The sequence below is a fragment of the Hydrogenivirga sp. 128-5-R1-1 genome, assembly GCF_000171895.1.
Map to the genome: position 1 here is coordinate 1 of NZ_ABHJ01000451.1, position 1,204 is coordinate 1,204.

Below are 1,204 nucleotides of genomic sequence, written 5' to 3' on the forward strand. Positions count from 1 at the left end.
AAACCTCCATAAAACTGTCCTCCTCCCATAGTATCATCATATGTTGTTTCAGTTGAAATACCTTTCATTTTAAGCTCTAAATCTGCAGGATTATCAGAAGCAGCAAGTGCATCTTCTTTAGTTATTAAGTCTTTATTATAAAGTTCTAAAAGTGACTGATTAAATGTCTGCATACCGTACTGCTGTTTTCCTTTTTCCATAAGGTCTTCTATCATCTCAAATTTATCAGGGTCTAAAATAGCATCATATACTGCACCTGTATTTATAAGAAGCTCAACAGCAGGCACAACACCACTTCCATCTTTTCTTGGTATTAATCTCTGGGAAATCACAGCCTTTAAAGTGGATGCAAGCAAAATTCTTATCTGGTTTTGACCTTCTAACGGGAACATATCTATAATTCTGTTTATTGTTTCTTTTGCATTCTGAGTATGAAGTGTAGAATAAACAAGGTGGCCTGTTTCCGCAGCTCTGATAGCTGTTTCTATTGTCTCTAAATCCCTCATCTCTCCAACTAATATAACATCAGGGTCTTCTCTTAAAGCTGCCCTTAATGCCGTAGCAAATGACTGAGTGTCAAGACCTATTTCCCTTTGTACTATATAACATTTTTTATCTCTAAACACATATTCAATAGGGTCCTCAATTGTAATAATTACATCATTTGAATTTTCGTTTCTAAAATCAATCATAGAGGCTAAAGTAGTTGATTTACCTGAACCTGTAGGACCTGTAACCAGCACAAGTCCTCTATTCTCTAATGCTATATCTTTTAATTTAACAGGAAGTAATAGCTCTTCAATTTTTGGAATTTTTGTTTTCAATATTCTAAAAGCAAAGGCAAATGTTCCCCTCTGTTTATATATGTTGACCCTAAATCTACTAACTCCGGGAATTGAATAAGACATATCTATTTCGCCTTTATTAAAAAGTTCACTCCTTTTCACATCTGAAGTAACTACTTTTTTTATATAAGCTATTATTTGTTCATTTATAATCCTTCCAAATTCTTCTTGAGGATATAATTTTCTGTTTATCCTGAAAAATGGCGGAAGACCTACTTTTATATGAATATCCGAAGCTTTTTTTTCTACAGCTGATTTCAAAATCTTGTCTAAATCAACCATTATTTATAACCTCTAAAATTTTCTCCTCCAATTCTTTAGCAAGTTCTTTATCTTCTTTTAATCTTTCTCTTACTTTT

General features: G+C 32.7%; 1 protein-coding gene. It reads right to left on the minus strand.

All coding sequences use genetic code 11. The features are described 5' to 3' along the window. A partial coding sequence (locus HG1285_RS00760) for a PilT/PilU family type 4a pilus ATPase (protein ID WP_008289568.1) occupies nucleotides 1-1,127 on the minus strand: 1,127 nt, incomplete at its 3' end. Nucleotides 1,128-1,204 lie beyond the last annotated feature (77 nt).